Below are 23,952 nucleotides of genomic sequence, written 5' to 3' on the forward strand. Positions count from 1 at the left end.
ACCTGGAGCTGCGCGCCGCCCCGAGCACCTCTCCGCCACCCGTGAGCGCCGTTCGGCCCGGCGACCACCCGCGCCTGCTTCAGCCGCGCCAGCTCCCGTCCGACGGTTCGGTGCCGGCCAGCCGGGCGGCGCGCAGCTCCAGGTAGCGCTGCTCCGGCAGGCTGGTGGTCGCCCGGGCCGCCGCCTGGTATGCCTCCCGTGCCGCGTCCGGTTCGCCCGCCAGCTCCAGCAGGTGGCCGCGGACGGCGGCGAGCCGGTGGTGCCCGGCGATCCGTTCGTCCGAGTCCAGCGGGGCGAGTAGGGCCAGGCCGGCCCGGGGACCGTCCACCATGGCCACCGCGACCGCCTGGTTGACGGTGATCATCGGGTTCGGGGCGATCCGGGCGAGCAGCCGGTAGAGCGCGAGGATCTGCGGCCAATCGGTCTCCGCCGCCGAGGCCGCCTCGGCGTGCACCGCCGCGATCGCCGCCTGCAGCTGGTACGGCCCTGGCGGCGACCAGGTCAGCGCGGCGGTAACCAGCGCGATCCCCTCCTCGATCGCGGCCCGGTCCCAGCGGCTGCGGTCCTGCTCGGCCAGCGGCACCAGCTCCCCGTCCGGCCCGGTACGCGCCGCCCGGTGCGCGTCGGTGAGCAGCATCAGTGCGAGCAGCCCGGTCACCTCGCCGTCGTCGGGGAGCAGCCGGTGCAGCATCCGGGTCAGCCGGATCGCCTCGACGGTCAGCTCGGCCCGGTGCAGGTCCGGCCCGGCGGAGGCGGTGTGACCCTCGTTGAAGATCAGGTAGAGCACCTGGAGTACGGCCCGCAGTCGCTCGTCGCGGTCGGCCGGCGAGGGCATGGTGAACCGGGCCCCGGCGGCCTCGACACGCTGCTTGGCCCGGCGGATGCGCTGGCTCATGGTCGCCTCGGGCACCAGGTGGGCCCGGGCGATCTGCGCGGTGGTGAGGCCGCCGACCGCGCGCAGCGTCAGGGCGACCTGCGCCGACCGGGCCAGCGCCGGGTGGCAGCAGAGAAAGAGCAGGGTCAGCGTGTCGTCCCCGGCCGGCGGCTCCTCGTCGGCCGGCGGGGCCACCCCCGCGTACGCCGGCTCCCGCAGGGCCACCGCGGTCTCGCGGTCCCGGCGGGCCCGCTCGCTGCGCCACTCGTCGGTCAGCCGGCGGCCGGCGACGGTGAGCAGCCAGGCGCGCGGGTTGTCCGGCACGCCCTGCTCCGGCCACTGCACCGCGGCGGCGAGCAGCGCCTCCTGGACGGCGTCCTCGGCGGCGTCGAACTGGCCGTGCCGGCGCACGAGCAGCCCGAGGACCTGCGGCGCCAGGCTGCGCAGCAGGTCCTCGACCAGTGGCGTCGTCACATCTCCGTTCCGGCCTCGTCCATCACCGGCCGCACCTCCAGCACCCCGAAGCCGCGCCGGACGTCGGGCCAGCTGGCGGCGATCTCGGCGGCCCGCTCCGGGCTGTCGCAGTCGACCATCAGATAGCCGGCGAACTGCTCCTTGCTCTCCATGAACGGCCCGTCGGTCACCTCCGGCCGGCCGCCGGCGGGCCGGACGGTGCGGGTCTGCGACGGGTCGGCCAGCGCCTGCCCGCCGATCAGCTCGCCCGACTCGGTCAGCTTCTTCATGATCTCGTCGACCTCGCCGAAGAGTTCGGTGCGCTCCCGCTCCGACAGCTCCTCCACGAACCCGGGGCGGTTCCAGATCAGCAGCATGTACTTCATCTCGGTGCTCCTCGTGTCGTCACCGCGCCCATCGTGGCGCGTCTCGGTGAGGGGTCGGAGCCGCCCCCCACGATCCGACAGCCGGCGCGGACAAATATCCGCGCGGGCCCTGCCGGCTGCCGCGCGACCCGCGCCGGTGGAAGGGTTCAGCGCGACCCGCGCCGGCCGCCGCGCACCGGTCGGGGCCGGCCGGCGGCCGGGCCGCCCACCTCCAGCGAGGCCCGGTCGGCGGCGGAGGTGCCGGAGTGCCACCCCTCGGCGTCCCGGACGGTGAGCCGGGCCCGGGTGACGCCGGGGAAGAGGGCGTCGAGGCGTTCCCGGACCGCTTCGGAGCGGGCGGCGAGCACCGGCAGCAGCCGCTCCCGCCCCGCCTCCGCGGCCACCTGCCGGTCGGCCTCCTCGGCGGCCGCCCGGAGCCGCTCGCCGATGCGCAGCGCGAAGGCGTTGAGGAAGGACTCGTCGTAGCCGCGGGTGCGCCGGCCGGCGTTCCCGCTCCGCTCGCTCCGCCCGCGCAGCATCGCGGCGGTGGCCTGCACGAGCAGCGAGGTGTAGAGCAGCTCGACCGCCGCCAGGTCGGCCGGCCAGCCCAGCACGGTGGTGAAGTCCAGGTCGTCGGACCAGACCGCCTCGCACCGGTTGGCCGCCGCGACCTCCTGCGCCAGCAGGGCCTTCGCGCCCGCGTACGGGGGGTCGGTGCCGAGGCGCACTCCGCCGGGCAGGTCGGTCCGCTCGGAGCCGGTTGCCAGCAGGGCCTCGTCGAGGCTGTGCCGGGCCATCAGCTCCTGCGCCTTGCCGGTGAGCGCCTCCGCCTCCGCCGGGAAGGTGGTCGACTCGGCCTTGGCCAGCAGCGCCCGTACCCGGTCGAGCACCCGCGACCCGCTCGGCGGGCCGGTCCGCGCGGCCGACGCCCCGGCCGTGCCGGGCGGCGGGCGGAGCACGGCGATCGGGGGTAGTCCCTCGACCATCGCCACCACGTCGACCGCCGTGCGCAGGGCGGTGACGCGGTCCCACCCGAACCGGGTCGACCGGTCCGCCAGCTGCCGCTCGTCGGCGTCCCACCACACCCGGGCGTCCAGGTCGCGCAGCTGATCGTCCCACCAGGGCGGCACCGGGCCGGCCAGGTCGCGGCGCTGCACGGCGAGCGCGTCCAGCACCAACCCGGCCGCCCGGGCGCCGTGGCGGCGGGTGACCAGCCGGACCAGGTCGGCCGGCTGCCAGCCACGCGGCACCAGCCGGTTGACGCCGCGGACCAGCCGGCGCAGGAGGGCGGCGTCGACCGCGGCCGCGCCGTCCGCCGCGCCGGTGCCGATCATCAGCCGGTCCAGCTGCCGCTCGGCGAGCCGTACGTCGGTGCCGCGTACCGCCGCGAGGGCGTCGTCGACGAGCTGCTCGGCGTCCGGCACGGCCACGTCCTCCTCGGTGTCTGCCGCGGCGCGCCCGGGACGGGACCGTCGCCGGCCCACCGACCGTACCGCCGGGTCCGGCCGCCGTCCGCCGCCGGTGACGGGCGCCACCGGCGGGGCTGGCACCGGAGGCGCTCGGCAACGCCGCCGAGGGGATCCGGCATGGTTCGTCCGGCCCGGGGTAGAGCGGGGGCCGACGCGAGGTGATGCGAGGTCTGTCATGGCGGGATCATGGTTGCTGGGCAACGGTGCCGGCACGCCCCACGTGCGGCCCACGGCGGTGCTGCTCGCCGTGCACCGGGCGGACGAGGCGGGGGAGACCGGCCCGGGGACGGAGGTGTCGCTGACCGAGCTGCGGCGGCTCGCTGACACCGACGGGCTTACCGTGGTCGACGAGGTGGTGCAGAGCCGCCCCCGTCCCGACCCGGCCACCTTCGTCGGCTCCGGGAAGGTCGACGAGCTGGCCGCCCTGGCCGAGCGCACCGGCGCCGACCTGGTCATCGCCGACGGGGAGCTGAGCCCCGGGCAGGTGCGCAACCTGGAGGAGCGGGTCGGCGTACGGGTGGTCGACCGCACCGCCCTCATCCTGGACATCTTCGCCGAGCACGCCCGCACCAGCGAGGGGCGGTTGCAGGTGGAGCTGGCGCAGATCGCGTACCAGCTGCCGCGGCTGCGGGGCGACGGGCGGTCGATGTCGCGGGTCGGTGGCGGCCGGGTCGCCGGCGGCGCCGGGATGGGTGTGCGGGGCCCCGGTGAGATGCGGCTGGAGACCCAGCGGCGCCGGCTGCGCCAGCGCGCCACCCGGCTGCGGCGCAACGCCTCGGAGCTGGCCCGGCGGCGGCAACGCAACCGGGAGCGGCGGGCCCGCAACCAGGTCCCCTCGGTGGCGATCACCGGTTACACCAACGCCGGCAAGTCGGCCCTGCTCAACCGGCTGACCGGAGCCGACGCCCAGGTGCAGGACGTGCTCTTCGCGACGCTCGACCCGACCGTGCGCCGGGTACGCGTCGGAGACGTGCTCTGTACCGTCACCGACACGGTCGGCTTCGTCCGGCACCTGCCGCACCAGCTGGTCGACGCGTTCCGCTCGACGCTGGACGAGGTGAGCCGCAGCGACCTGGTGCTGCACGTGGTGGACGCCTCGGCGCCGGACGCGCTGGACCAGATCACCACCGTGCACGGCGTGCTGCACGAGATCGACGCGGGTGACGTGCCGGAGCTGCTGGTGCTCAACAAGATCGACGTGACCCCGCCGGAGTGGGTCGACGCGCTGCGGCGGGCACACCCGGGCGCCGTCGCGGCCTCCGCACTGACCGGCGCCGGCATGGACGAGCTGCGCGCCGCCCTCGCCACCCGGCTGGCCCGGCGTTGAGCGGCGGACGGGCGGTCGGCGGCGGGCCGTCGCGGCTGCGTGCCGTGGACCGGCGGGCGTCGGCGTTGGCCGCGGGCATCATCGGCGTCGCGGTGGTGGCGGCCGTCGACGAGATCGTCTTCCACCAGGTGCTCGGCTGGCACCACTTCTACGACCGGTCCACCCCGGCGGTGGGGCTGCTCTCCGACGGGCTGCTGCACGCGGCGGAGCTGCTGGCCCTGGTCGGCGGCTTCTTCTGGTTCGCCGACCTGCGCCGGCGGGGCGTCCTCGCACCCCGGGCCGCCTGGGGCGGGTTCCTCCTCGGCGCCGGGGCGTTCCAGGTGTTCGACGGCGTGGTCGACCACAAGGTGCTGCGGCTGCACCAGATCCGCTACGGGGTGCCCCTGCTCCCGTACGACGTGTTCTGGATCGCCGGCGGCGCGGCGCTGCTGCTGCTCGGCGCCGTGGTGCTCGGCCGGGCCCGCCCGGGCACCACCAGCGGGTGACCGGGCTCGCCGGGGCCGGGGCGGACCCGCTCCCGCTCACGCTGGTCGCCCTGCTCGCCGCCGGCTACCTGCTGGCCGTCACGCGGGACCGGCGGGGCTGGCGCCGGGGGCGTAGCGTCTCCTGGCTGGCCGGCTGCGCGGTGCTGGCGCTGGCGTTCGGCCCGCTCGCGGGCGGGTCCGCGGACCCCCGCGTCCATGTGGCCCAGCATCTGCTGCTCGGGATGGTCGCGCCCCTCGGGCTGGCGCTGGGCGCGCCGGTCACTCTGCTGCTGCGGGTCGCCCCGCCACCGGTCCGCCGCGCGGTGACGCGCGTCCTGCGGGCCCGGCCGCTGCACCTGCTCGCGCATCCGGCGACCGCCGCGCTGCTCGCCACCGGCGGGCTCGCGGTGGTGCTGCTCACCCCGCTGTACGCGGCGGCGGAGCGGAATCCCTGGCTGCACCATGGCCTGCACCTGCACTACCTCGCGGCCGGGTACGTGTTCGCCTGGGCGGTCGCCGGCCCCGACCCGGCTCCACGCCGAGCCGGCCCGGCCATGCGGGCCGGCGTCCTGCTCGGGGCGGCGGCGGGCCACGCCGTGCTGGCGAAGTACCTCTACGCCCACGCCGCGACCCTGCCGCCCGGGCTGGCCGACCGGGACGTCGCCGCGCTGCGTTCGGCGGCCCGGTTGATGTGGTACGGCGGGGACGTCGCCGAGTTGCTGCTCGCCGCCGCCTTCTTCGCCGCCTGGTACGGCCGCCGGGGACGGCGTGTTCAGCGGGCGGCGTGCGGGTTGCCGGCGGTGAGCCGGACGGTGAAACCGTCGGCGCCGCAGTGCAGGGTCACGTGGTTGCACGACTGGTAGGTGATCCACAGGCCCAGGCCGCCGGGGGCGGTGCCGTTGGCCGGGAGCAGCCCAGCGAACGGGTCGCGGGGCCCGTCGCCGCCGTCGCTGACCGTGACGATGATCCGGTCGTCGCCGGACCAGAGCCGGAGCCGGACCGGTGGGGCGCCGTGGCGCAGCGCGTTGGTCACGGTCTCGCTGACCGCGACGACGAGGTCCGCCACGTCGTCGGCCGGCAGCTGCCCCCGGTCGGCGTCGTACACGGCGGTGCGGGCCCGCGCGGCGGTCGGCTCGGTGAGCTCCACGGCCGGCGGGGTCGCCTGCAGCGGATCCGGCGCGACCGGCCGGTTCTCCCGCAGGTAGCTGGCTGGCGGGGTCCACGTCTCGCTGGGCACGTGCCGGCCGTCGGGGGTGGCGAACCGCGGGTGGGTCCGGGCCACGTCGGCCAGCATGGCCGCCGGGGTGGTCCGGCTGTCGTACGCGCACATGCTCCACAGCGGGAAGTCGTCGTACGCGTGGTTGATGGCGGACTCGTACCGGGCCCACCAGTCCCAGGTCGGGCCGAGCGCGACCGGGGGCACCTCACCGATGATCCGGATCTGCCCGGCGCCGGCCGCCACCTGGTCGGCCAGCAGCTGGCGGTAGGACCGGATGGCGGCGGCCGGGCGGGCGTACACGTCGTCGCCGGGCAGGAACTCGACGCCGCGGTTCGCGGGCAGCGCGGCCCGGACCAGCCCGCCGGTGCGCTCGCCCAGGGCCACGAAGGTGGGTTCACCGGCGGCGACGCCGCCGAGCAGGAACGGCACCGCCACGGCGAGCAGTTCCTCGTCGGAGGCGTAGCGGACGGCCTCGTGGAAGTACCCCTGGTGGTGGGCGGCGGCCCCGGTCCGTACCGCGTCACTCACGCTGGCCGCCCCATGGCGCCCAGTCTAGGCGGCCTGGGGTGCGGCCCGTCCCGTGAGCTGCCGGGAGGGCCGTGCTGCCGCGCCGGCCGGCGACGGGTGTCACGACGGGTCGGGCCCGTCCCGCCGCGGCGGCACCGCGCGCAGGTAGCGCTCACCGAGGGTGCGCAGCACGTCGGCGAGTTCCGGCTGGTCCTCGACGGTGACGTCCACCCCGAGCAGCCCGATCCAGACGGCGATGCTCTCCAACCGGTCCGCGCCGGTGTGCAGCACGCAGGTGCCGGCGTCCACCGCCTCGACCGTGCCGACGGCGGGGTTGATCCGCTCGGCGACCACCTCCGCCGGGGCGTGCACGGTGATTCGGGCCCGGTGCCGCCAGGCCGCCGACGACACCCCCCGCCGGACCCGGTCGACCACGTCCTCGGGCAGCTCGCGAGGCGGGAAGCGCGCCCCGGTCGGGGCGGGCGAGCCGATCCGGTCCACCCGGAACGTGCGCCAGTCGTCCCGCTCCGGGTCGAAGGCGACCAGATACCAGCGGCGTCCCCAGTTGACCAGGCGGTACGGCTCCACGATCCGGCGGCCGCCGGTGCCGTCGTGCCGGGCGTAGTCGAAGCGCAGCCGCTCGCGGTCCCGGCAGGCGGCGGAGACGAGGGTCAGGATGCCGGCGTCCACCTGTGGCCCCGGCTCGTCGTGCGGCACCCGCACGGTGTAGGTGTGCAGGGCACTCACCCGCCGGCGCAGCCGGGCGGGGAGCACCTGTTCGAGCTTGGCCAGTGCCCGCAGCGACGTCTCCTCGACCCCGGCGACGGTGCCGCCGGCGGCGGTGCGCAGCCCCACGGCGACCGCCACCGCCTCCTCGTCGTCGAGCAGCAGGGGCGGCAGGGACGCCCCGGCGCCGAGCCGGTAACCGCCCACCGCGCCGCGGGTCCCGTGCACCGGGTAGCCCAGGGTGCGCAGCCGTTCCACGTCGTTGCGGACGGTGCGGGTGCTGACCGCCAGGCGCTGCGCCAGCTCGGCGCCGGTCCACTCCCGGGGAGTCTGCAACAACGACAGCAGGCGCAGCAGTCGCGCCGAGGTTTCCAGCATGGCCCAAGTCTGGCTGAGCATTAGGAACAAGGTCTTCCTAATTGATCTCTAGGCTTCGATGCATGGCTGACCACACCGCGATCACCCCGTTCCGCATCGACATCCCGCAGGCCGATCTCGACGACCTGTACGACCGGCTGGCCCGTACCCGGTGGGCGGGCGAGTTGCCCGCCGAGCCGAGCCGCGCTCCCGCCGGCCCGGTCCCGCCCGGCTGGGAGTACGGCGTCCCGCTCGGCTACGTCCAGCGCCTGACCGAGCACTGGCGGACCGCGTACGACTGGCGGGCCTGGGAGGCGAGGCTGAACGCGTACCCGCAGTTCACCACCGAGATCGACGGGCAGAACGTGCACTTCCTGCACGTCCGCTCGCCGGAGCCGGACGCCACCCCGCTGATCCTGACCCACGGCTGGCCGACCACCCCGGTCGAGTGGCTGGACGTGATCGGCCCGCTGACCGACCCGCGCGCCCACGGCGGTGACCCGGCCGACGCGTTCCACCTGGTCATCCCGTCGATCCCCGGCTTCGGTCTCTCCGGCCCGACGCGGGAGCGGGGCTGGAACCGGTTCCGGGTGGCCCGGGCCTGGGCCGAGCTGATGCGCCGCCTCGGCTACCGGCGCTACGGTGCCGCCGGCAACGACGGCGGCTCGCTCATCTCCCCGGAGGTGGGGCGGGTGGACCCGGAGCACGCGATCGGGGTCCACGTCACGCAGGTCTTCTCGTTCCCCTCCGGCGATCCGGAGGAGCTCGCCGGCCTCTCCGAGGCCGACCGGGGCAAGCTGGCGTTCGCCGAGTGGTTCGTCAACAACCGGGGCGCGTACGACAAGCTCCAGTCCACCGAGCCGCAGAACCTGGCGCACGCGTTGGCCGACTCCCCGGTCGGCCAGCTCGGCTGGAGCGCCCAGCTGATGGGGGAGTTCCTCGACCCCGAGTTCGTACTGACCAACGTGATGATCTACTGGCTGACCAACACCGGCGCCTCGTCGGCCCGCTTCTATTACGAGGACGCCGCGGCGGTCCACCCCCGGCACGTCTCCAACGGCCGGGGTGCGGAGCCGCTGGAGCCGACCACCGTGCCGCTGGGTCTGGCCAACTTCGCCTGGGACTACCAGTCGATCCGGCCGCTGGCCGAGCGCGACCACAAGAACATCGTCTCCTGGAGCACGTACGACCGGGGCAGCCACTTCGCCGCCCACGATGCCCCCGATCTCCTGGTGGCGGACATCCGGCAGTTCTTCCGCGCCGTGCGCTGACCGGGCCGGCCCGGCACCGGCCGGGCCGGCCCCGTTCCCTACCCACCATCCTCGCCCGGGAAGGGACCGCCATGACCAGCGTGCGCGGCGGACCGGCCCGGTGCGCCGCCGGGCAGCAGTGCCGGCTACTGGTGTCAGCCGCGCAGGTCGCGGCGCCGGTAACCGTACCCGCCGGCCAGCAGGGCGGCCCCCGCCAGCGCCGTCATGACGGCGCTGGCGGGCCAGTTCGGTGCGGTGTCCGGCACCGCCGCGAGATGCGCGAACGGGGACAGCCGGCTGACCCAGGCGGGGGCGCCGGTGCTGTCGGCGACGACCTGGAGCAGGAACCCGCCGGCGGCCGGCAGCGCACCGGCGGCGGCCACCGCGCGGGGCGCCCAGCCGAGCGCGAGCACCGCGGCGCCCAGGCAGAGCAGCGCGATCGGCAGCACGTTCCAGGTGCCGGCGAGCGCCGCGAGCACCGGCAGGTCCGCGTCGACGGCCGCGGCCCCGAGCCAGGTGGCGGCCCCGGCGACGGTGAGCAGGACAGCCGCGCCGGCCCCGGTGGCGGCCACCTCCGCACCGAGCAGCCGGCCCCGGGTGATCGGTTGGGCGTGCAGGCCGGTCAGCCGCCGGTCGGCCTCCGCCGCGGCGAATCCGGCCATCCGTACCGCGGCGAACACCCCGACCGGAACGGCGAGCAGCGCGAACATCGTGGCGGTGTAACCCCGGACGCTGCCCAGCCCGGCGAAGCCCGCCTCCCCGGCGAGGTCGGCGAAGCGCTGGTTGTCGGCGAGGAAGTCGGTCATGGACACCGCGAGCACGCCGATCAACAGGAAGTACGCGCCGACGCCGGCGGACCAGCCGGCGAGGGGGCGCAGCAGCCGCCGGACGGCGAACGCCCGCACCGAGCCGAGCAGCCACCGGCGTGGCGCGCGGCCGGCGGCGGGGGCCACCAGCCCGGCACCCACGTCGCGCCGGCCGGCGAGCGCCAGCGCGACGGCGCCCACCACCACCGTGGCCAGCGCGAGCACGACCAGCGGCAGCGCCCGGTCTTCCCGGTAGGGCCGGGTCAGGGCCAGCAGGCCGTACGGGGACAGCCAGCGCAGCCAGGCCAGCGCGGCGACCCCGTCGCCGACCATGCGGGCCAGCAACCCGAGGCCGAGCAGCGCCACGGCGGCCCCGCTCGCCCCCGCCCGGGTGGGCAGGACCTGGCCGGCGAGAATGGCCGCCGCGACGGCGAACATGCCGGCCAGGGCGAGGCCGGCGCCGTGCACGGCGGCTCCGGCCGGCGGGGTCCCGACGGCGGTGAGCGCGCCAGCCACCGCGACCCCGGTCAGCCCCATGACGCCGCAGAGCACGGTGAGGTGGCGGCGGAGCACGGCCGGCAGGGCCAGCCGCCCGGCGAGCAGGAGGCCCCACCGGCCGGCGTCCTCCTCGCCCCGGGTGATCCGGGTGGCGGCCAGCAGCCCCCACACCGAGAGCAGGACGGCGAGGACGGTGCCGGTGCGCCAGACGGTGAACCCGCCGGCGGAGTCCAGGGCGACCGGTTCACCGAACAGCGTCCGGATCGCCGGGTTCTCGGCGAGCGCGGCCAGCGCGGCGGGGTCCAGTGCATCGCCGACCGTGCTCTCGTACGTCGTGGCGACCAGGGCGGACATACCGGCGGTCACGGCCAGGACGACGAGCGCGCCCCGGCGGACCTGGTGCAGCGCGAGTCGGGTGTACGCTCCGCCCGCGATCGGACGTACCGGTACGGCACCCGCGGTGCGCAGTTCGGCGGCGGTCACCGGCCCGTCTCCCCGTAGTAGTCGAGGAAGATCTCCTCCAGCGTGGGTTCGCGCATCGTGAGTGTGGTGACGTCGGCTGCCGCCAGGGCCCGCAGTGCAGGGCCCGGCGGCCCGCTGACCGTGAACCGCACTGCCGAGTCGGTCCCGGGGTCGACGGAGTCGACCCCGGGCACGGCGGTGAGGTCGGGCACGGGGCCGGCGAACCGGACGAGCACCTCGGTGCGGTGCAGCCGGCGCAGGTCGGGCACGGTGGCGACGTCGACCAGCCGGCCGGCGCGCAGGATTGCCACCCGGTCGCAGACGGCCTCCACCTCGGCCAGTTGGTGCGAGGAGAGGAAGACCGTCCGGCCCTCGTCGCGGGCCTCGGTCACGGCGCGGCGGAACTCCCGCTCCATCAGCGGGTCGAGGCCGCTGGTGGGTTCGTCGAGCACGAGCAGCGGGGCGCGGGTGGCGAACGCCGCGATCAGCGCCACCTTCTGCCGGTTGCCGGTGGAGTACGCCCCGGCCGGCTTGGACGGATCCAGCGCGAAGCGCTCCACCAGCTCGTCCCGGTACGCGCGGTCCGTGCCGGGGCCGGTGCGGTCGAGCAGGTCCAGGATCTCCGCCCCGGTGAGCCGGGGCCAGAGGGCCACGTCGGCGGGCACGTACGCCAGCCGGCGGTGGGCGCCGGCGACGTCGGCGGCGTCCGTGTCGAAGATCCACGCCCGCCCGGAGGACGGCCGGGTCATGCCGAGCAGCAGCCGGATGGTGGTGGACTTGCCGGCGCCGTTCGGGCCGAGGAAACCGAACACCTCCCCGGCCGGGACGGTGAGGTCCAACTCGTCGAGGGCGAGCAGGCGGCCGTACCGTTTGGTGAGGCGGTCGGTGCGGACGGCGGGTGCGCTCATGGCGGCCTCCGGGTTGACGACAAATCCGACTGCCGACCAGGCTTCCCGGCGCACCACCGGTCACCGTACTGCCCGCCGTCAACCGCCGGAAGCCCCGGGAAGGCCGGCCGGTGTTTCCCGGATCACCCCGGTCACCTCGACCTGCCCACGGCCTCGGTGAGCAGGCGCACGAACCTCGCACACCAGGCAGCTACCGTCGCCTCGTCGAACAGGTCGGTCGAGTACTCCACGACACCACGCAGGCCGTCGTCGACCGGAGTGACCACCATCGCGAAGTCGCGGCGTGCGCAGCCGAGCCCCTGGTCCGCCACCGCCGTGTCGACGCCGGGCAGCCCGAGGCGCGGCATACCGGGGTTCAGCCCGAAGAGCATGGTGGCCACCGGCGGCGGTGCGCCGACGTGCCACCCGGGGTCGACCGCGCCGTAGATCGCGGGCAGGGGTGCCGGTTGGTGCCGGATCGCGTCGACGAACGCCTGCTCGGTGCCGGTCACCAGGTCAGCGAAGGACGCCGCGCTCGACAGCGGGAGCCGCAGCAGCAGGGTGCTGGTGAACAGGCCCACCACCGATTCGTAGGAGGGGTCGTCGCGGTGGGCGTAGGGGCACGCGAGCACGATGTCGTCGGTGCCGGTCAGTTCGCCGAGCAGCGACGCGTAGCCCGCGGCCAGGACCGGGAAGATGGTGGTGCCGCAGGCCGTGGCGAGGTCGGTCAGGCGCGCGGTCAGGTCGGCCGGGATGGCGAAGCTGAACTCCTCGCCACGGCCGGACAGTCGGGCCGGTCGCGGCCGGTCCGACGGGAGCGACAGCGTCCGGGGGGCCCCGGCGAGCTGGCGTCGCCAGTACGTGAGGACGGCCGGCGGCACCTGGGCCGCCCGTTGCCGGCGCGCGTACTCGCGGTAGTTGGACGTGGGGGGCGCCGGGGCTGACCCGCTTCCCTGCCCGGCGGCATACCCGCGCCCCAGTTCGTCGAGGAGCTGGAGCATCGACCATCCGTCGCCGTGCAGGTGGTGCACGACGAACATCAGCACCCAGGAGTCCGCGCGGACCCGGGCCAACCGGGTGCGAAGCCAGGGGCCGGCGTCGGGGAAGGGCTCCCGCCCGACCCCCAGGCACCACTCGTCGACCTGGTCCGCGTCGAGCTCGACCACCGGCACACCCGCCGGGCGCGCTGGCAGGACCTCCTGGACCAGCTCGCCGTCCCGGTCGGCCAAGCGGGTCCGCAGGGCCTCGTGCCGGGCGAGCAGCCCGTCAACCGCACGTTCGAGAGCTGGCCGGTCGAGTCGACCGGTGAGGTCCATCCGCACCGCCATGTGTACGGCGGCCGGATTGGGCGCCTGCCGCTGGCGGTGCCACATCAGCTTCTGCTGGTACGTCGCCGGTGCCCGCGCCACGACGGCGTCGACGCCGGCCGGCGAGAGGGCCGCCGCCATCTCCCGGATGCCGCGGCTGCGGAGCACCTCGGGCACGCTCACCGTGACGTCGTGCAGCCCGGTCAACCGGTTGGCCAGGCGAACCGCGGCGAGGGAGTGACCACCGGCGGCGGTGAAGGGGACGTCCACGGGCAGCTGAGACACCCCCAGCTCGGCACACCAGGCGTCGTGGACGAGCTGTTCCTGGTGGCTCGTGGGCCGCTCGCCACCGGTTACCGCGACCGGTGCCGGCAGGCGGGCGGCGTCCACCTTTCCGGTGTCCGTGGTGGGCAGGGACTCCAGCAGCACCCAGGCCCGCGGCACGAGGTGGTCGGGGAGGCGTTCGGCCAGCATGGCGGCGAGCAGCGCGGTCCGGGTCTCGCCCGGCTCGCCGTTGTCGTCCGCGACCACGTACGCGGCCAGGTAGGGCTCGTCGCCCCGGTCGTGTCGGGCGAGCACCGCCGCCTGCCGTACGCCGGGCAGCAGTGCCAGCTCCGCGGCGGCCTCGCCCGGCTCGATCCGGTGTCCGGCGATCTTGACCTGGTCGTCCAGCCGGCCGACGAACTGGAGGGTGCCGTTCCCGCGCATCCGGACCAGGTCTCCGGTGCGGTACATCCGGTCCCCCGGCCGGAGCGGGTCCGGTACGAAGGCGGACGCGGTGTCGGCAGGGCGTCCCAGGTACCCCCGGGCCACCCCGGCGCCACCCACGCAGAGCTCACCGACCGCACCGGGCGGGACGGGCCTGCCGGCCGCGTCCAGAACGTGCAGCCGTCGGTTGTCCACCGGCCTGCCGATGTCGATCGGCCCGGTGCCGGCCGCGGACACCGGGCCGGCCGTGGTCACGATGCTGCACTCGGTCGGGCCGTAGGCGTTGACCACCTCGGCCGGGAAGCCGGCGGGCGGGCGGCGCCGCAGCTGACTGCCCCCCACGACCAGGGTCCGGAGGGTGGCTGCCGGGGTGGCCGGCAGCGCGAAGACGAGCTCGGCCAGCGGCGCCGGCAGGAACGCGACGGTAACGCCGTGCCGGGACCACTCCTCGACCAGGGCAGCCGGATCGGAGCGCACCTCTGCCGGGACGAGGTGGACGGTGGCGCCGGCGGCGAGTGCCGGGTGGATCTCGGCGAGGTTCGCGTCGAAGCCGAGCCCCAGGCCGTGCGCCACCGTGTCGGCCGGGGTGAGCGCGAGGGCCCGCACGTGCCAGGACACCGTGTCCACGGCGGCCCGGTGCGGCACCAGCACCCCCTTCGGGCGGCCGGTGGAGCCCGAGGTGTACACGCACCAGGCCAGCTGCTCGGGGGTGGGTACGCGGCACGGCGGTGGCAGTGCGGGGTCCGCCGGCTCCTCCACCAGCAGGCACGCCACACCGGTCGGGTGGTGGAACTCGGCGCTGGTGAGCAGCAGCCGGGTGCCGCTGTCGGCCAGCAGGGCCGCCACCCGGGCGGCCGGCAGCGCCGGGTCGAGGGGAAGGAACCCGGCGCCGGCCATCAGGACGGCGAACTGCGCGGCGATCAGCTCGGGCCGGCGCGGCAGCAGCACGGCCACGACATCGTCCGGTCCCACGCCCGCGGCGGCGATCCGGCGGGCCAGCAGCTCAGCCCGCTCGTGCAGCTCCCGGTACGTCCACCGGGTCTGGCCGCAGACCACCGCGACGGCGTCGGGCGTGCGGGTGGCCTGCCGGACGAACGGGTCGTGCAGCCGTTCGGCGAGTGGTTCGGTCCGCGGCCCGCACAGCCGGGCGGCGGGCTCGTCGAGGCGCTCCGCGAGGCGCGACAGCGGCTCACCCGGCTCCCGGGTCACCTGGTCGAGCACCCGGTGGAAGTAGTCGAGGAACCGGTGCACCGTCGAGCGGTCGAACACCTCGGTGCGGTACTCGACGTGGCAGCGCACGGTGTCCCGGTGGGACAGGTAGACCACGAGGTCGACCGGTGCCTTGTCCAGGCCGACCCGGAGCGGCTCGGCGGTGACCCCGGGCAGGTCGAACGCGAAGAGCTCGTCGCCGCTCTCGTACTCGACGACCACGTCGAAGAGCGGGTGGCGGCCGGCCTGCCGGTCCAGTGCGAGCGCTCGGACGAGGACGTCGAACGGGACGTGGGTGTGTTCGTACGCGTGGAGGGCGCCGTCCTGGACCCGGGCGACCAGTTCCCGGAACGTGGGGTCGCCGCTGAGGTCCAGCCGCAACGGCAGGGTGTTGACGAAGAACCCGATCAGGTTCCGGGAACTCTCGTCCCGTCCACTGGTGCCCGTTCCCACCACCAGGTCGGGCTGGCCGCTGAACCGGAACAGCATCACCCCGAACGCGCTGAGCAGCGTGCTGAAGGCGGTGGCTCCTTCGGCGCGGCTGAACTGCCGGATCCGCGCGGTCAGCTCGACGGGAAGGTCCACGAAGAGGCTCTCGCCGACCGCCGACGGCACGGCCGGCCGGTGCAGGTCGGAGGGCAGGATGAGCGTGGGGGGCGGCGGGTCGAGCTGGTTGAGCCAGTAGCGGAGGTCCTTCTCGACGTCGCCCTCGCCGGCTGCGGCGCCAGCCCGGGCGAGTTCCAGGTAACTGACCGGCAACGGGGGTAGCTGTGCGGCCTGCCCGGCCACCCGGGCCTGGTAGCACGCCGACACCTCCCGGGTCAGCACGCCGTACGAGCCGCCGTCGGTGGCCAGGTGGTGGAACGACATCACCAGCACGTGGTGGGTCGGGGAGAAGCGCAGCAGCTCGACGGCGAACACCGGGCCGTCAAGGAGGTTGAACACCCGACCGCTCGCGGTGGCCATCGCCGCCCCTACCACCGCCTCCTCGTCGGCCGCGGGATGTTCCCGCACCGGGAGGTCGACCCGCAGTCGCGGGTGGACGACCTGGCGCGGCTCTCCGTCGATCTCGCGGTAGGTGGTCCGCAACGGGGCGTGCCGGTCCACCACGTCCTGCACGGCGTCGCGGAGGGCTCCCGGGTCCAGCGGACCGCGCAGCCGCACCGCCGCACCCTCGGTGTAGGCCGGGGTGCCGGGGTGGATCTGCTCCGCCAACCACAGCCGTCGCTGGCCGGGCGTGAGCGGCGCCGTCTCGATGGCCCGCGTCCGGGCGGCCCGACCACGGGTGGCCCGCCGCAGCGTGTCGATGACCGGCAGCCCGTCCCGGATCGCCTGCGCCGGCAGGCCGAAGTCGACGAAGCAGGCGATCTCGTCGGCACCCGCGTCGAGCACGGCGTCGAGGACCGGCCGGCAACTGTCGGGTGATCCGATGAGGGCCCGCTGGTCGCAGTACCGCCGGTACGCCCGGGAGAGCACGAACCGGACGTCGTCGTCGGGGGTGTCGGCCAGGTCGATGTTCATTCCGAGGCTGTTGACCACCTGCCCGAGCAGACTGAACGACGACCGCAGATATGCGCAGAACGGCTCGAACGCCGTCGCCCGGGCCCGGTCGGCGTCCTCGTCGAGGTACGTGTGCATGAGCACCACCACCCGCCCGGCGTCCGGGTCCAGCCCGTGCTCGGCCCGGGTCCGCCGGTACAGTGCGATGTTCTCGGCAAGGCGCGGGACGTCCTGGGTCATCAGGTTGGTCACCACGCCCAACCCACGGCGGGCGGCCTCGCGGTAGCTGTCCGGGTTCCCGACGATCGCCGTGAACATCGGCGGGTCGGCCTGCACGGGGCGAGGATGGAGTCGTACCTCGATCTCCTCGCCGCTGCCGGAACGGGCGCTGATGGCCTCGCCGCGCCACAGCCGCCGGACCGTGTCCAGGTTCTCGTACATCACCTGCTTGTGCCGGCGGAAGTTCTCTGGGTAGAAGACGAAGTCGTTGGCGTGCCAGCCGGGAGCGCAGCCGAGGCCGATCCGGCCTCCCGAGAGCCGGTCCACCATGGACCACTCCTCGGCGACCCGGATCGGATGGTGCAGTGGCAGCACTACCGATCCGGCGTTGAGCCGCAGCCTGCGGGTCCGCACCGCGAGCGCCGCGGCGAGCACCGAGGGGTTGGGGAAGATCCCGCCGAAGGAGTGGAAGTGCCGTTCCGGCAGCCACACGGCATGGAAGCCGTGGGCGTCGGCGAACTCGGCGGCCTCCAGGATGACGTCGTACGAGTCGCCCTGGTCCTGCTCCGGGTAGTCGCCGAAGAAGTAGAGGCTGACATCGACGGTGCCGGCCGCTTCGGCGGCCGGGGCGGCCGGCACGGGCCGCGGCGCCAGCGCCGGTCCCGGGACCGGGGCCGGGGCCGGCTGCGCCGGCGGCGCGGGTGCGGCGGGCGTGACCGGGCCCCCGCCGCCGAGCAGGGCGAGCTGCTCCCGCATCAGATCGAGCTGACGGTGCACGATCGCGGCGAGATCGGGCGACACGTGCGGGGCGCGGTCGACCGCCGGCGCGGGCGCCGGCGCAGCAGCGCTGGTCGGCGGCGCCGGTGGCGGTGCCACGCCCGGGGGCACCGGTCCCGGCGCGGCCGGCGGACTCGGCTCCGCGGCCGGCGGGCCCGGTGGTGTCGTCCCCGCCGGGGTGTGGCCGACCACCGCCGCGGCGAGCCGGCGCGGGGTGTCGACGACGCCGAACAGGTCGCGAACCGGCACCCGCACCCCGAACGCGTTGTTGATCTCTCGGGACATGGTCATCAGGAGCAGCGAGTCGGCGCCGGCCCCGAGGAACGTCTGGTCCGGGTCGACCTCGGCCGCGTCCACCCCGAGCCGTTCGGCGGTCAGGGCCAGCACGCGCGCCAGCACCGGGTCCACGGCCTGGCCGGGCACCCCGTCCGGCCCGGACGCGGCCGGCGCGGCGGCCGCCGACCGTGATCCGGCGCCCTCCGTGGGCGCGGCGCCGGCCATGGGCGGAGCCTCCGCCGGCGAGGAGGACCCGGCGGGCGCCGGCGGGTCGGGCCAGAACCGCCGCCGCTGGAAGGGATAGGCGGGCAACGAGATCGGTCGACCGCCACAGTCGGCGGTGATCGTCGCCCAGCCCACCGGGAAACCCGCGACGTGCAGTTCGCCCACGGCCTGCCAGAGCCCGTCGGCCGGCTCGAGGTCCCTTCGCTGCGACGACACCCACCGCAGGCCCGACCCGGTGGACCGGGCGATCCCGGTCAGCACACCGTCCGCTCCCGCCTCGACGACCGTCGTCACGCCCCGCTCGGTGAGGGCCCGCACCGCGGCCTCGTACGCGACGGGCTGGCGGGCCTGGCGGCACAGGTAGTCGCCGTCGGGCAGCCAGCCTGCTGGCCGTACCTGCCCGTCCACGGTGCTGACCACCGGCACCCTCGTGGGCCGCACCGTCACGTCCGCCACCACCTGCCGGAGCCGGTCGAGCACCGGCTCCACGGCCGCCGAATGGAACGCCCGGTCGACCGGAAGTCGACGGGTCGGCACGCCGAGCCGCTCGGCGCTGTCGGCCAGCGCCGCCACCGCCCCGGGCGGCCCGGAGACCACGTACTGGCTCGGGCCGTTGCGGGCCGCGACCTCCACCTCGGAGCCGGCGACCAGCTCGGTGACGACGTCCGCGCCGGCCAGCACCGCCAGCATCGCGCCGGGCGGCAGGTGCTGCTCCATGAGCTGGCCACGGTGCGCGGTGAGCCGAACCGCGTCGGTCAGCGACAGCGCCCCCGCGGCGACCAGGGCGGCGTACTCTCCCACGCTGTGCCCGAGGAGGTACTCGGCGGTCAGCCCCCACGACCGCCAGAGTTCCGCCAGCGCAACGCCGGTGATGACCAGGGCCGGCTGGGCCACATCCGTGGGGCGGCCGGGGCCGCCGGGACGGTCCCGCAGCCGAGCGACGAGGTCGCCGCCGACGGCCCGCCGGTACGCCTCGGCGCCCTCGTCGAGCACCTCGCGGACCACCGGGAAGCGTTCGGCGAGGTCGAGGACGGCGCACCGCAGATCCCCCTGGCCCGGGAAGGCCAGCGCCACGGAGTCGGACGCGTCCGCGCCGACCTGCCCGACCAGCACGCCGGGCGCGCTGCCGCGGGTCACGTACCCGTCGAGGGCGTCGGCGAGCGCGGCCGTGGTGGAGCCGCGGACGACCAGGCGGTGCCGCAGGTGGCGCCGGCACCGCCCGGCGGTGGAGACCACGTCGGCCATGGGCAAGCCGGGCTCCGCGCGTAGCCGGTCGCGGTACCGGGCGGCCAGGTCCCGCAGCGCCACGGGGTCGGCCGCCGAGAGCGGCAGCAGCCCCGGCGCCGGGTGGTTCGGGGTCTCGCCGGTCCGGGGCGGTGCCGGCGCCGGCGGCTGCTCGACCAGGACGTGGGCGTTCGTGCCGCCCACGCCGAGCGCGCTGACCGCCGCCCGGCGCGGGTGGGAGGTCTGCGGCCAGTCGGTGGGGCTGGTGGCGATCGTGAACGATCCGCCGGACAGGTCGATCGCCGGGTTCGGCCGGCTGAAGTTGATCTGTGGGGGGATCCGGCCGGCGCGGACGGTCAGGACCGCCTTGATCAACCCGGCCATACCGGCGCAGCTGTCCAGGTGACCGATGTTGGCCTTGACGGAGCCGAGGAACGGCTGGCCACCCGCGTACACCTCGGCGAGCGCGTGATGCTCCACCGGATCGCCGAGGGCGGTGCCCGTGCCGTGCGCCTCGACGTAGCCAACCGACTCGGCCGGCACGGCCGCGGCACGGAGCGCCCGCCGGACGACATCGATCTGGCCCGGTACGCCGGGCGCGGTGAAGCCGACCTTGCCGGCGCCGTCGTTGTTGACCGCCGAACCGAGGATCACCGCGTGGATGCGGTCCCCGTCGGCGAGGGCGCGGTCGAGTGGCTTGAGGACCACCGCGGCGACGCCGTTGCCGCCGACCGTCCCGTCGGCGTCCGCGTCGAACGGCCGGCATCGCCCACGCGCCGACAGGATCGAGCCGGGCGTGTGCCGGTAGCCGGTGACCTGGGGTACGTGCACCGCCACGGCCCCGGCGAGCGCCAGATCCGCCTCACCGTCGAGCAGCGCCCGCACCGCCAGGTGCACCGCGACCAGGGAGGTCGAGCAGGCGGTCTGCACGTTGATCGCCGGCCCGGTGAGCCCGAGCCGGTAGGCGACCCGGGTGGCCAGGAAGTCGGGCTGGTTACCGAGCGCCGCACCGATCGATGTCGCCGGATCGGCGGACCCGGCCAGCGGAGCGAGCTCGTGCCGCAGGTAGGTGTGGTGCGGATACAGGTTCATCCCGCTGCCCGCGTAGAGCGCGGTGCGCCGGCCGTCGTCGTCGCCCGGGTGCCCGGCATCCTCCAGGGCGTGGTGGCACGTTTCGAGGAAGAGCCGGTGCTGCGGGTCGAGCAGCTGGGCCTCCCGTGCGGTGATGCCGAAGAAGCCCGCGTCGAAGCTGGTGATGTCGTCCAGGACTCCGCTCGCGCCGACGAACCCGGGGGCGTTCGCCGCCTCCCTCGGGGTTCCCGCCGCGGCCAGCTCGTCGGGGGTGAAGAAACGGATGCTCTCCACCCCGGCGAGCAGGTTGCTCCAGTACCGGTCGACGGTGTCGGCGCCGGGGAACCGCGCCGCCATGCCGATCACCGCGATCCGCCGGTCCCGTCCCGGCGCCCCGGCCGGTTCCCGCTCGGACGAGACCGGGGTGGCGGCGAGATGGGCGCTGAGCGCGTTGGCCGTGGGATGGGCGAAGAACGCGGGTTGGGGGATCCGGCGGCCCAGGGCCCGTTCCAGCCGTGACCGGAGCCGGACGAGCTCGACCGACCCGAGGCCGAGTTCGTAGAACGGCACGGCGGGGTCGACCGGACCACCGGTCAGGTCGGCGAGGATGTCGGTCACCAGTGCCCGGACCCCACCCCGGCCGGGCCCGGCCGGCTGGTCGCCGGTTGGCGTGGCCGCGTCGCCGGCCGCGGACTCCGCGCCGTCGTGGGGCGCCGGGGCCGGGAGACCGCCGGCCAGATACCGCCGGCGCAGCGCCGCGCGCTGGATCTTCCCGCCGGACGTACGCGGAAAGTCCTCGGCCGGGACGGCAAGGACCTGTGCCGGCGTGACCTGCCAGCGCCGGGCCACCACCGCGGTGACGGCTCGGGCCACCCGGTCGCCAGGCGCGCCGGAGTCGTCCGGGACGTAGAAGATCACCAGCGATTCCGTGCCGGTCCGGGGGTCCGGTACGCCGACCGCGGCGACGAGCCTGTCGCGCACCCCGTCCACCCCGCCCGTCACCCGCTCGACCTCGTGACAGGGAAGGTTCTGTCCGTTGACGATGATCAGGTCCTTCGCCCGGCCGGTGATCGCGACCTCCCCGTCGGCCATGAAGGCGAGGTCGCCCGTGTCCAGCCACTCGTCGCCCTGCGGGAAGGCGAGGCGGTTCGCCTCAGGGTCACCGAGGTATCCGGGGGTGACCCGGGCCGACGCGAGCTGGAGGCGGCCGATGCGGCCCTCGGGGAGCACGGTGCCGTCGGGGCCCACGATCCGGGCGGTGGTGCCGGGGGTCGGGCGCCCGACGGACAGGTACTCGGTGACCGCGTCCGGGGCGTCCTCGGCGGTGGCCCACTCCAGGTCACCGTCCAGACTGGCGGTGCGGATGCGGTGCCGGGCGCCGGGCGCGCCGTAGCGGGCGTAGGTGATCCCGGTACAGGTCTCGGACATGCCCCATGCCGGCCTCATCGCCGCCGCCGGTATCCCCGTTGCCGCGACGAACGCCTCGATCGTCTCCGGCAGGCACTGTTCCCCACCACTGACCATGCAGCGCACCCCGCGCAGGTCCCACCGTCGCTCGGGGGTGCGCGTGACCGCGTCGGCCACCAGCCGCAGGCCGAAGTTCGGCGACCAACTGTGCGTCACCCGGTGTCGCAGCATCAGCTCCAGCCAGCGCAGCGGGTCCGCCAGCACCAGTTCGGTGGCGACCTGCACGGAGGTGGCGCCGAGGAAGACGCCGGCGACGTGGTAGAGCAGCAGGCCGGCGGAGTGGTCCAGCGGCAGCCAGTTGAGCAGGACGTCGTGCGGGCCGATGTCGAGCATCTCCTGCGCGCCGGTGGCGTTCTCGGCGAGCCCGCGGTGCGTCAGCGAGATGATCTTCGGTGTGCCGGTGCTGCCGGAGGAGAGTTGCAGGATCGCCACCGCCGCCGGGTCGGGGACCGGATCCCCGTCCGCCGTGTCCTCGGGGAGCCGCCCCTGCTGGCGTTGGCGGCCCGCCCCGGTGGTCGCCAGCTCGGGCACCGACACCACCCGGTCACGCAACGCCAGGCGAGCGAGCCCGTCGAGGTCGTCCGAGCCGCCCACGACGACCGGTTCCCCGAGCGTCCGCCAGGCGTGCAGGAGGCCGTGGGCACCCGGAGTGTCCGGGTCGTAGCCGCTGGGCGCGCCCACGGTGAGCGGGACCATGCCGCCTAGCACGCAGCCCCAGAAGACCGGCCAGTACTCGGTGCCCGAGTTGATCCGGAGGATGACGTACGAGCCGGACGCCAACCCGCGGGCCCGGAGACCGGCCAGTGACGCCTGTGCCCGGGACAGCAGGGTCGGGTAGTCGAGGAACTCCTCGCGTCCGTCCGCGTCCACCACCCGGATGCCCGAGCCGGGGAAGTCCCGGGCCGCCCTCGTCAGCGCCTCCCGCAAAGTGCGGGGCCGGTCGGGATCGTCGGGCAGGTCTCCGCCGTAGCTGACGGCGGGACACCGGGCAGGCGGAACTGGGCTCACGGGGAAACCTCGACTCTCTGCTCGGCCGGCCGGTCCGGCCGGCGCAGCGAAGGACGGGCGTGGGCAACGAGGAAGACGAGGGCGGCGACGAGCGCCAGCCCGTGCGCCACGGCGACCACCGAGAGCGGCGCGAGCCGGCCGAGGGCGAACGCGCTGACGATCATGCCGAGGCCGAACCCGGCGTTCTGCACCGCTCCGGCCAGGCCGAACAGGTGTGCCCGGCGAGACGGCTCGACGTTCTGCAAGCGAGTGGTGTAGCTGATCTCCGCATAGCCGTCCGCCACGCCGGCCGCCACCACGAGGATGATCAACAGCCACACCGGAGGGCCGGTGAAGGCGAGGACGAACAGCAGCGACATCGCGCAGGTGGCGATCCCGAAGGCGGCCGGGGAGGTCGGGTGGGCGTCCCGGCGGGCGTACCACCGGCCGACGACGAGGCTGCCCACCGCCCACGTTGTCGTGAACAGGGCGGCGAACGAGGCGGGGGCGTCGGGTCGGGCCAGGCTCGCGTACACCGGCAGCCCCACGTTGTGAGACGCGGACCCGAAGGCGTCGGCGGCCCGCACCACGATCATGGCGACCACCACCGGGGCGATCCCGGCCAGCACGCCCCGGATGCGCAGGCCGCGGAGGGCGCCCGCCGGCCGCCGCCGCGCGGATGCCCCCACCGACGTCCAGCCGCGCACCCCGCACAGCAGCAGCGCGGAGACTCCGTACGAGGCGGCGTCGAGCAGGAACGCGGCGTGATAGCCGAGCAGGGTGACGAGGAGCCCCGAGGTGCCGAAGCCGAGCAGCATGGCCGTCGAGCGGGCGGCCACGAGACGCCCGTTGGCCCGGGCGAGCCGCTCCGGCCCGACCAGCTCGGGCAGCCCGCTGCGCAGCGCGACCCCCCACAGGATCTGGCCGCCGCCGAGGACGACGGCGAGCAGGTAGAGCACCGTCGGCTGCGCGCCTGCGGGAACCAGGACCAGCAGCACGAGAACGGTGGCCGAGAGCAGGTCGGCACCGATCATCAGGACGGTCCGGGGATACCGGTTGACGAGCAGTCCGGCGACCGGCCCCATCAGGAATCCGGCCGCCAGCCGGACGGCCATGAACAGCCCGGTCTGCACCGGGGAGCCGGTGATCTGCAGGGTGAACAGCCCGAGCGCCACCAGGTTGAGGAAGCTGCCGTAGGTCGACACCGCGTGCGCGGTGACGACGAGGTGCAGGGGATGTGCCGGGCGGCCCCCCGTGGGTCGCACTCGCAATCTGGTCAGCTTTCGCCTTGATCGTGGATGGACGATCATGCCATCGA

13 protein-coding genes are annotated in these 23,952 nt (G+C 75.3%); 4 read left to right on the forward strand and 9 right to left on the reverse strand.

Annotation, left to right across the window (positions count from 1 at the left end; genetic code table 11):
- Positions 1–79: 79 nt before the first annotated feature.
- From C1I99_RS06545 to C1I99_RS06555, 3 genes are all read right to left on the reverse strand, one after another.
- Positions 80–1,348: an RNA polymerase sigma factor gene (locus C1I99_RS06545; RefSeq protein WP_111133304.1), complete on the reverse strand. Its 1,269-nt coding sequence runs from the start codon at positions 1,346–1,348 to the stop codon at positions 80–82.
- Complete coding sequence (locus tag C1I99_RS06550) at positions 1,345–1,713, reverse strand: YciI family protein (protein WP_111133305.1); 369 nt, start codon at positions 1,711–1,713, stop codon at positions 1,345–1,347. Before C1I99_RS06550 ends, C1I99_RS06545 begins: the two co-directional genes overlap by 4 nt.
- 146 nt (positions 1,714–1,859) lie before the next feature.
- On the reverse strand, positions 1,860–3,116 hold the full coding sequence (locus C1I99_RS06555) for a DUF2786 domain-containing protein (RefSeq protein ID WP_111133332.1): 1,257 nt from the start codon (positions 3,114–3,116) through the stop codon (positions 1,860–1,862).
- 220 nt (positions 3,117–3,336) lie between these two features.
- Between C1I99_RS06555 and hflX the strand changes: the two genes are divergently transcribed.
- The 3 genes from hflX to C1I99_RS06570 are packed head-to-tail and all read left to right on the forward strand — an operon-like array spanning position 3,337 to position 5,815.
- Positions 3,337–4,488 carry a GTPase HflX gene (hflX, locus tag C1I99_RS06560; RefSeq protein ID WP_111133306.1) on the forward strand — a complete coding sequence of 384 codons (1,152 nt, stop codon included), beginning with the start codon at positions 3,337–3,339 and terminating at the stop codon, positions 4,486–4,488.
- Complete coding sequence (locus tag C1I99_RS06565) at positions 4,485–4,973, forward strand: DUF2243 domain-containing protein (protein WP_233512369.1); 489 nt, start codon at positions 4,485–4,487, stop codon at positions 4,971–4,973. The genes hflX and C1I99_RS06565 overlap by 4 nt, the downstream gene beginning before the upstream one ends.
- Complete coding sequence (locus C1I99_RS06570) at positions 4,970–5,815, forward strand: cytochrome c oxidase assembly protein (RefSeq protein ID WP_111133307.1); 846 nt, start codon at positions 4,970–4,972, stop codon at positions 5,813–5,815. The genes C1I99_RS06565 and C1I99_RS06570 overlap by 4 nt, the downstream gene beginning before the upstream one ends.
- Here C1I99_RS06570 and C1I99_RS06575 read toward each other — a convergent pair.
- Positions 5,725–6,699 carry an anti-sigma factor RsbA family regulatory protein gene (locus C1I99_RS06575; RefSeq protein WP_111133308.1) on the reverse strand — a complete coding sequence of 325 codons (975 nt, stop codon included), beginning with the start codon at positions 6,697–6,699 and terminating at the stop codon, positions 5,725–5,727. The genes C1I99_RS06570 and C1I99_RS06575 overlap by 91 nt on opposite strands.
- A gap of 99 nt (positions 6,700–6,798) precedes the next feature.
- Entirely contained in the window at positions 6,799–7,782 is a 984-nt protein-coding gene (locus C1I99_RS06580; RefSeq protein ID WP_111133309.1) for a helix-turn-helix transcriptional regulator, read from the reverse strand.
- Between the two features lie 62 nt (positions 7,783–7,844).
- On the opposite strand from C1I99_RS06580, the gene C1I99_RS06585 reads away from it, so the two are divergent.
- Positions 7,845–9,032, forward strand: a complete 1,188-nt coding sequence (locus tag C1I99_RS06585; protein WP_111133310.1) for an epoxide hydrolase family protein — start codon at positions 7,845–7,847, stop codon at positions 9,030–9,032.
- A 134-nt stretch (positions 9,033–9,166) separates the two neighbouring features.
- On the opposite strand, the gene C1I99_RS06590 is transcribed toward C1I99_RS06585, so the two are convergent.
- The 4 genes from C1I99_RS06590 to C1I99_RS06605 all read right to left on the reverse strand — a co-directional run bounded on the left by C1I99_RS06590 (position 9,167) and on the right by C1I99_RS06605 (position 23,899).
- On the reverse strand, positions 9,167–10,798 hold the full coding sequence (locus C1I99_RS06590) for an efflux permease Rv1217c-related protein (protein WP_111133311.1): 1,632 nt from the start codon (positions 10,796–10,798) through the stop codon (positions 9,167–9,169).
- Positions 10,795–11,685 carry an ABC transporter ATP-binding protein gene (locus C1I99_RS06595; RefSeq protein ID WP_111133312.1) on the reverse strand — a complete coding sequence of 297 codons (891 nt, stop codon included), beginning with the start codon at positions 11,683–11,685 and terminating at the stop codon, positions 10,795–10,797. The genes C1I99_RS06590 and C1I99_RS06595 overlap by 4 nt, the downstream gene beginning before the upstream one ends.
- Positions 11,686–11,816: 131 nt before the next feature.
- Positions 11,817–22,655, reverse strand: coding sequence for a non-ribosomal peptide synthetase/type I polyketide synthase (locus C1I99_RS06600; RefSeq protein ID WP_158554012.1), 10,839 nt, complete (start codon positions 22,653–22,655; stop codon positions 11,817–11,819).
- Complete coding sequence (locus C1I99_RS06605) at positions 22,652–23,899, reverse strand: MFS transporter (RefSeq protein ID WP_158554014.1); 1,248 nt, start codon at positions 23,897–23,899, stop codon at positions 22,652–22,654. The genes C1I99_RS06600 and C1I99_RS06605 overlap by 4 nt, the downstream gene beginning before the upstream one ends.
- Positions 23,900–23,952 lie beyond the last annotated feature (53 nt).

The organism is Micromonospora deserti, assembly GCF_003236335.1.
Taxonomy (GTDB): Bacteria; Actinomycetota; Actinomycetes; order Mycobacteriales; family Micromonosporaceae; genus Micromonospora; species Micromonospora deserti.

What these genes read in the sequence shown, in the direction of transcription:
- C1I99_RS06595 (WP_111133312.1), bottom strand. Translation starts at nt 11,685, where the DNA reads ATGAGCGCACCCGCCGTCCGCACCGACCGCCTCACCAAACGGTACGGC.
- C1I99_RS06585 (WP_111133310.1), top strand. Translation starts at nt 7,845, where the DNA reads ATGGCTGACCACACCGCGATCACCCCGTTCCGCATCGACATCCCGCAG.
- C1I99_RS06580 (WP_111133309.1), bottom strand. Translation starts at nt 7,782, where the DNA reads ATGCTGGAAACCTCGGCGCGACTGCTGCGCCTGCTGTCGTTGTTGCAG.
- C1I99_RS06550 (WP_111133305.1), bottom strand. Translation starts at nt 1,713, where the DNA reads ATGAAGTACATGCTGCTGATCTGGAACCGCCCCGGGTTCGTGGAGGAG.
- hflX (WP_111133306.1), top strand. Translation starts at nt 3,337, where the DNA reads ATGGCGGGATCATGGTTGCTGGGCAACGGTGCCGGCACGCCCCACGTG.